This window comes from Comamonas sp. B-9 (assembly GCF_000410635.1).
Taxonomy (GTDB): domain Bacteria; phylum Pseudomonadota; class Gammaproteobacteria; order Burkholderiales; family Burkholderiaceae_C; genus Comamonas.
On the sequence record NZ_KE148529.1, the window covers coordinates 13,216 to 19,757 of the forward strand.

A 6,542-nucleotide genomic window follows, 5' to 3' on the forward strand; every position below is an offset into this window, starting at 1 on the left:
CGCCTGCCATGTCGCTCAGGAAATTGCGCGCCGCGAACGCAACGCTACCATTGTGTTTGTCGTCTGCGACCGGGGGGACCGCTATCTGTCCACCGGCGTGTTTCCCGCCTGAGCACGCGCGCCGAGCGATGAGCGCTCGGTTGCCGGCATGAAAGCCCTATGCAATACGAAACGAAATTTTGCGTGAACTGCGCCACGGCGCTGCAATGGAAGGTGATGGCCGAGGACAGCGGCGATGTCAGCCGACTGCGCTGCCCCGCCTGCGGCTGGACGCACTGGGGCAACCCCACGCCCGTGCTGGCCGCTGTCGTCGAGAACGACCAGGGCCAGGTGCTGCTGGCGCGCAATGCGCTGTGGCAGCCGGGCATGTTTGGCCTGATCACCGGCTTCATGGAAGCCGGCGAATCGCCCGAGGCCGGCATTGCCCGTGAGGTGCTGGAAGAGACCGGCCTGCAGACCCAGGCCCTGCGCCTGATTGGCTGCTGGGAGTTTTTGCGCATGAACCAGGTGCTGATCGCCTACCATGTGCGCGTGGCGGGCCAGCCAGGCGATGTGCGCCTGTCGCCCGAGCTGGTGGAATACCAGTGGAAGACGGCGCAGGATGTGCTGTGCTGGCCTTCCGGCACCGGCTACGCGATGGCCGAGTGGGTCAAAAGCAAGGGCGAGTCGGTGCGCTTTGGCGCCTTCCGCCCCAACCAGAACCCTGAGCCCGATCCGGCCAAATGGCCGGTGAATTATTGGCAAGAGGATGCCCGCTTTGTGGTGGCACCCCGCCTGGGCTAGGCCCTGCTTGGCATCAACGACGAATGAACACGATGGATATTGACCAGGAAGTGGATACGCGGGGGCTGAACTGCCCGCTGCCGATTTTGAAGGCCAAGAAGGCCTTGGCCACCATGCAGAGCGGGCAACTGCTCAAGGTGGTGGCGACCGATACCGGCTCGATCCGGGATTTTCAGGCCTTTGCCAAGCAGACCGGCAATGAGCTGGTGGAGCAGCAGACGGTGGGTGAGGAGTTCATCCATATTCTGCGCCGCCGCTAGGCGCTCCCCACGCTGCTCAAACACCAAAGGCCTGCATCTGCAGGCCTTTGTTTTGTGGGAGTTTCAGCGCAGATTCAGATCTGCAGGTTCTTCAAAAAGGCGCGGAAATCATCGCCCACATCGGGGTGCTGCAGCGCCAGCTCCACCGTGGCCTGCAAAAAGCCTTCCTTGCTGCCGCAGTCATAGCGCTTGCCGCTGTACTGGTAGGCGTACACCGTCTCGCTGTGCATCAGGCGCTCGATCGCATCGGTCAGTTGGATCTCGCCGCCCACGCCCTTGGGCTGGTTGCGGATCTCGTCAAAGATGCCGGGGGTGAGTACATAGCGGCCGGCCACACCCATGCGGGAGGGGGCTTTTTCCGGGGCGGGCTTTTCAACGATCTCGTCAATGCGCATCAGCGGGCCGCCTGCGGGCTCGCCCTTGACGATGCCATAGCGCTTGGTGTGTTCCAGCGGCACCTCCTGCACGGCCAGCAGTGAGCGGCCTTGCTTGGAGAAGGCGGCCGTCATCTGCGCCATCACGCCCGGGCCGCCTGGCGCGCCGGTCATCAAGTCATCGGCCAGCAGCACGGCAAAAGGCTCGTTGCCTACCAGCGGTTCGGCGCAGAGCACCGCATGGCCCAGGCCCAGCGAGCGGGGCTGGCGCACAAACAGGCAGTTCATGTCATCGGGGCTGACGCTGCGCACCAGGTCCAGCATGGCTTGCTTGCCGGCGTTTTCCAGCTCGTTTTCCAGCTCATAGGCGGTGTCGAAGTGGTCTTCGATGGCGCGCTTGCTGCGGCCGGTAACAAAGATCATGTCCCGGATACCGGCCTCGTAGGCCTCTTCCACCGCGTACTGGATCAGGGGCTTGTCCACGACGGGCAGCATTTCCTTGGGCGATGCCTTGGTGGCAGGCAAAAAGCGGGTGCCCAGGCCAGCGACTGGGAAAACGGCTTTGCGGACACGGGTCGGTGTAGTCATAAATACTCGGGTTCTAGGACTTGGATGTGACAAAGGCGCAGCAAGCTGCGCCTTTGTGTGCAGGGCCAAGGGGCATTATGTGCTGATTTTTGCACCGCCCCGGCCGATTCAGCCCAGGCGCTGGAGCTGCTCTTGCAGCTTGCTCAGCGATGCGCCAAAGTCCGCCATGCGCTTTTTCTCCTGGTCCAGCACGGCAGCGGGGGCCTTGGCGCAGAACGCCTCGTTGGACAGCTTGGCGTTGGCCTTGGTGATCTCGCCTTCGAGGCGCTTGATCTCCTTGCCCAGGCGCAGCTTCTCGGCCTCCACATCCACTTCGACAAACAGCGCCAGGCGCGCATCGCCCACCACCGACACGGGGGCATGCTGGGCCTCGGCCGCCCAGGTGGTTTCGTCGTCGAACACCTTGACCTCGCTCAGCTTGGCCAGGTTCTTGAGCACATCGGCGTTGGCGCGCAGGAAGGCGGCGCCGTCGGCAGAACCGGCCACCGTCAGCAGCGGCAGGCGCTGGGCGGGCGAGACGGCCATCTCACCGCGCAGTGCACGGCAGGCGTCCACCATTTGCTTGATGCGCTCCACATAGGCGATGGCCGCGTTGTCGATCTTCTCGGGCTGGGCTTGCGGATAGGCGGCAATCGCAATCGATGCGCCTTCGCGGCCGGCCACAGGCGCCACCTTCTGCCACAGCGCTTCGGTCACGAACGGGATGATCGGGTGGGCCAGGCGCAGGATGGTCTCCAAGGTGCGGATCAGCGTGCGGCGGGTACCGCGCTGCTGGGCTGGGTTGCCGGTCTGGATCTGCACCTTGGCGATTTCCAGGTACCAGTCGCAGAACTCGTTCCAGACAAAGTCGTAGAGGGTGTTGGCGACGTTGTCCAGGCGGAATTCGGCAAAGCCCTTGGCCACCTCGGCCTCGACCTTTTGCAGCTGCGAGACGATCCAGCGGTCGGGCTGGCTGAACTGCAGGTAGTCGCCCGTGGCGCACTGGTCCTTGCTGTGCTCGAGCAGGCCGCAGTCATGGCCTTCGCAGTTCATCAGCACAAAGCGCGAGGCGTTCCACAGCTTGTTGCAGAAGTTGCGGTAGCCTTCGCAGCGCTTGCTATCAAAGTTGATCGAGCGGCCCAGCGACGCGAGCGCGGCAAAGGTAAAGCGCAGCGCATCGGCGCCATAGGCGGGAATGCCTTCGGGGAATTCCTTTTGCGTGTTCTTGCGCACCTGGGGCGCGGTCTCGGGCTTGCGCAGGCCCACGGTGCGCTTGTCCAGCAGCGGCTCCAGTGCAATGCCATCGATCAGGTCGACCGGGTCCAGCACATTGCCTTCGGACTTGGACATCTTCTTGCCCTGCGCATCGCGCACCAGGCCGTGGATGTAGACATGCTTGAACGGCACGCGCCCGGTGAAGTGCGTGGTCATCATGATCATCCGGGCGACCCAGAAGAAGATGATGTCGTAGCCGGTCACCAGCACCGACGAGGGCAGGTAGAGGTTGAAGTCGTCATCGGCGGCGTCGCCTTGCTCGGGCCAGCCCATGGTGCTGAAGGGCACCATCGCCGAGGAGTACCAGGTGTCGAGCACATCGGCGTCGCGGCGCAGTACCTTGCCCGGCGCCTGCGCCTGGGCTTCGGCCTCGTTCTTGGCGACATAGATGTTGCCTTCTTCGTCGTACCAGGCCGGAATCTGGTGGCCCCACCACAGCTGGCGCGAAATGCACCAGTCCTGGATGTTGTTCATCCACTGGTTGTAGGTGTTGACCCAGTTCTCAGGCACAAACTGCACCTGGCCCGAGGCCACGGCGTCGATGGCCTTTTGTGCAATGCTCTTGCCGGTGGGATCCTGGTCACTGACCTTGCTCATCGCGATGAACCACTGGTCGGTCAGCATGGGCTCGATCACCTGGCCGGTACGGTCGCAGATGGGCACCATCAGCTTGTGCTTCTTGGTCTCGACCAGCAGGCCCTGGGCTTCGAGGTCGGCCACGATGGCCTTGCGCGCCACAAAGCGGTCCATGCCACGGTATTTCTCGGGCGCCTCGTCGTTGATCTTGGCTTCCAGGGTCAGCACCACGATCAGTGGCAGCTTGTGGCGCTGGCCGACCTGGTAGTCGTTCTGGTCATGCGCGGGCGTGACCTTGACCACGCCGGTGCCGAACTCGCGGTCCACATAGTCGTCGGCAATGATCGGGATCTGGCGGCCCACCAGTGGCAGGGTCACGGTCTGGCCAATCAGGTGCTGGTAGCGCGTGTCCTCGGGGTGGACCATCACGGCGACGTCGCCCAGCATGGTCTCGGGGCGGGTGGTGGCCACCACCAGCTGGCCTTCGCCGCTGGTCAGCGGGTAGGCAATATGCCACAGCGACCCGTCTTTTTCCTGGTTTTCCACTTCCAGGTCGGACACGGCCGACTGCAGCACCGGGTCCCAGTTGACCAGGCGCTTGCCACGGTAGATCAGGCCTTGCTGGTAGAGCTTGACGAAGGTCTCGGTCACCACCTTGGAGAGCTTGTCGTCCATCGTGAAGTACTCGCGGCTCCAGTCCACGGTATCGCCCATGCGGCGCATCTGCGTGGTGATGGTGTTGCCCGATTGCTCCTTCCACTCCCAGACCTTGGCGACAAAGTTCTCGCGGCCCAGGTCATAGCGGCTTTGGCCGGCGGCCTGCAGCTGGCGCTCCACGACGATCTGGGTGGCGATACCAGCGTGGTCGGTGCCCGGAATCCAGGCCGTGTTGTAGCCCTTCATGCGGTGGTAGCGGGTGAGCGAGTCCATGATCGTCTGGTTGAACGCATGGCCCATGTGCAGGGTGCCGGTCACATTGGGGGGCGGCAGCTGGATGGAGAAGTTGTGCTGCGCCGCGACCGATTCCGCATTGGGCGCACCGGTGCCGCGATAGCCGGCGTTGCCGTAGCCGCGCTTTTCCCATTCCGGGCCCCAATGGGCCTCGATGGCCGCAGGCTCAAAAGACTTGGACAGGCTATCGAGACCTGGTTGGGAAATCGGTTGGCTGTTGGTGTCGCTCATGGTGTGATCAATGGAAAACGGCACCACAGATCGGGATGCCGTTGGATAGCTTGGAAAGAATAGGCTGATTTTAGCCCGCCTGCGGCCATGACCGGCCCGCGTGGGCTTGTGCCGCCGTTGGCCGCAGCACAAGCCCTTTGCAATGGCCATAAAAAATGTTCGGTGTCAAGTATTTTCAAGGCATCCCATTTGGCCTGAAACCTTATACGAGACAGCAAGTTAGCTCTGTATCGTGCCACCCGATGGCACCTCGGCGGTGTGGGCTAGGTGCCACATGAGAGCGTTGGGAGAGAAAGCCGGATCGCGCTACATCGGACACGGAGTGCAGCGTCGGCAACCGACCTGAACTCCCATATTACCGGCTTCCCAAACGAAGAACGCACGGCCTGGAGCCGCGCGTTCTTCATTAAATCTATGTCGGAGCATCGTCATCCTGACTTCGGGGTGGCGACGGCCTTGGCCTTGCCACCCCGCTTGAATCCCCGACCCCCCGCCATGAAGGCTTCGAGCATGTGCGGGATCAGCGTGGCCGCATCGACCGCTTCGCCATAGGTCTGCGCATGAAGAGCGGCGTACCGGTCTAGATCCATTTTCAGGCTGGCTGGACAAGCGAATGTCAGCTTGGTGCTGCTGGTCGATGGCAGCGGCCCAAGCCGGAGTTTTCTGGCCATGTTCATCGGGCACCTCCACGCTGAAGAAAGAGCGGCTGGTAAGCTCGAACCTGTAAATCCCTTGCCACGATGATCCGCACCGGCAACCCCGGCCGCGCTGTCAGCGTCGGCTGGATGTTCATGTTGCGCCGGGTCATCTCCTGCCCCACTTGGTTCACACTGTCCTGCAGACCATCGCGCCCGGCAATGACGATGCGGTTGCCGTTCTGCCGATTCTCCGGCGCGGCCAACTCGGCGCCGATACCCAGCAGCGTGGTCAGCGCCGCCCCGGCAAAGATGCGGCCCCAATGCTGATCCACTTCATCCTCCAACCCTGCGTAGCCCGCAGGATCGGTGCCGACAAGGTTGTCGAGCGTCAGCGAGGATGTGTCTGGCAAGATGATCCGGTTCCACACCATCTGCACCCGGCTCTGCCCGAAGCTCACCTGGCTGTTGTATTTGCCCAAAATGCGCGAGCCCTGCGGAATCAGCAGGAACCTGCCCGTAGCCGTGTCATAGACCGGCTCCGTCACCGTGGCGATCACATCGCCCGGCAGGTCGGACTTGATGCCTGTGACCAGCGCCGCTGCGATCACCGTCCCGGCCATCACCTGGTACGGCGAGGCTGGCATTTGGAGATTGCCGGAATTGCGAGTCTCCTTGGAGCCGCCTTTCAGGAACGCCTCTTTCTGGTCTTGCCGGTTCTGCACGGTGGTGGGATCACTGGGCTGGGCCGCCGTCGAGGCCGGACCGGCCGCCAGCGGATCGAACCCTGCCAAGGCGTTGGCCATGCCGGGTGCTCCGGGCGCCGCCTGCGCGACAGCGCCAGCGGCTTGGCCCGGCTTTCCCGAGCGGAAGAACACCGCCGAAGCCGC

The 6,542-nt window shown here is 63.2% G+C and carries 6 protein-coding genes and 1 pseudogene; 3 read left to right on the forward strand and 4 right to left on the reverse strand.

Features of this window, described 5'->3' with window-relative positions; genetic code table 11:
* The 3 genes and pseudogenes from H928_RS33055 to H928_RS0106535 form a co-directional block, all read left to right on the forward strand.
* A pseudogene (locus H928_RS33055) lies at nucleotides 1-112 on the forward strand (cysteine synthase B); the annotation flags it as partial.
* 47 nt (nucleotides 113-159) lie between these two features.
* Nucleotides 160-783: an NUDIX domain-containing protein gene (locus tag H928_RS0106530; protein WP_021025767.1), complete on the forward strand. Its 624-nt coding sequence runs from the start codon at nucleotides 160-162 to the stop codon at nucleotides 781-783.
* 32 nt (nucleotides 784-815) lie between these two features.
* Nucleotides 816-1,043: a sulfurtransferase TusA family protein gene (locus tag H928_RS0106535; protein ID WP_027010629.1), complete on the forward strand. Its 228-nt coding sequence runs from the start codon at nucleotides 816-818 to the stop codon at nucleotides 1,041-1,043.
* Between the two features lie 74 nt (nucleotides 1,044-1,117).
* Here the strand turns inward: H928_RS0106535 and galU are convergent, their stop codons facing one another.
* The 4 genes from galU to H928_RS0106555 form a co-directional block, all read right to left on the reverse strand.
* Entirely contained in the window at nucleotides 1,118-2,005 is an 888-nt protein-coding gene (gene galU / locus H928_RS0106540; protein ID WP_021025769.1) for a UTP--glucose-1-phosphate uridylyltransferase GalU, read from the reverse strand.
* Nucleotides 2,006-2,113: 108 nt separating this feature from the next.
* Nucleotides 2,114-5,017 carry a valine--tRNA ligase gene (locus tag H928_RS0106545; protein ID WP_021025770.1) on the reverse strand — a complete coding sequence of 968 codons (2,904 nt, stop codon included), beginning with the start codon at nucleotides 5,015-5,017 and terminating at the stop codon, nucleotides 2,114-2,116.
* 428 nt (nucleotides 5,018-5,445) lie between these two features.
* Complete coding sequence (locus H928_RS0106550; RefSeq protein WP_021025771.1) at nucleotides 5,446-5,694, reverse strand: DUF2274 domain-containing protein; 249 nt, start codon at nucleotides 5,692-5,694, stop codon at nucleotides 5,446-5,448.
* Nucleotides 5,691-6,542, reverse strand: an 852-nt coding sequence (locus tag H928_RS0106555; RefSeq protein WP_021025772.1) for a TrbI/VirB10 family protein, incomplete at its 5' end; no start/stop codon positions are given. The genes H928_RS0106555 and H928_RS0106550, both read right to left, overlap by 4 nt.

Bases quoted from the DNA above. Each gene is read 5' to 3' on its own strand.
- H928_RS0106545 (WP_021025770.1), bottom strand. From the start codon at position 5,017: ATGAGCGACACCAACAGCCAACCGATTTCCCAACCAGGTCTCGATAGC.
- H928_RS0106530 (WP_021025767.1), top strand. From the start codon at position 160: ATGCAATACGAAACGAAATTTTGCGTGAACTGCGCCACGGCGCTGCAA.
- H928_RS0106550 (WP_021025771.1), bottom strand. From the start codon at position 5,694: ATGAACATGGCCAGAAAACTCCGGCTTGGGCCGCTGCCATCGACCAGC.
- galU (WP_021025769.1), bottom strand. From the start codon at position 2,005: ATGACTACACCGACCCGTGTCCGCAAAGCCGTTTTCCCAGTCGCTGGC.
- H928_RS0106535 (WP_027010629.1), top strand. From the start codon at position 816: ATGGATATTGACCAGGAAGTGGATACGCGGGGGCTGAACTGCCCGCTG.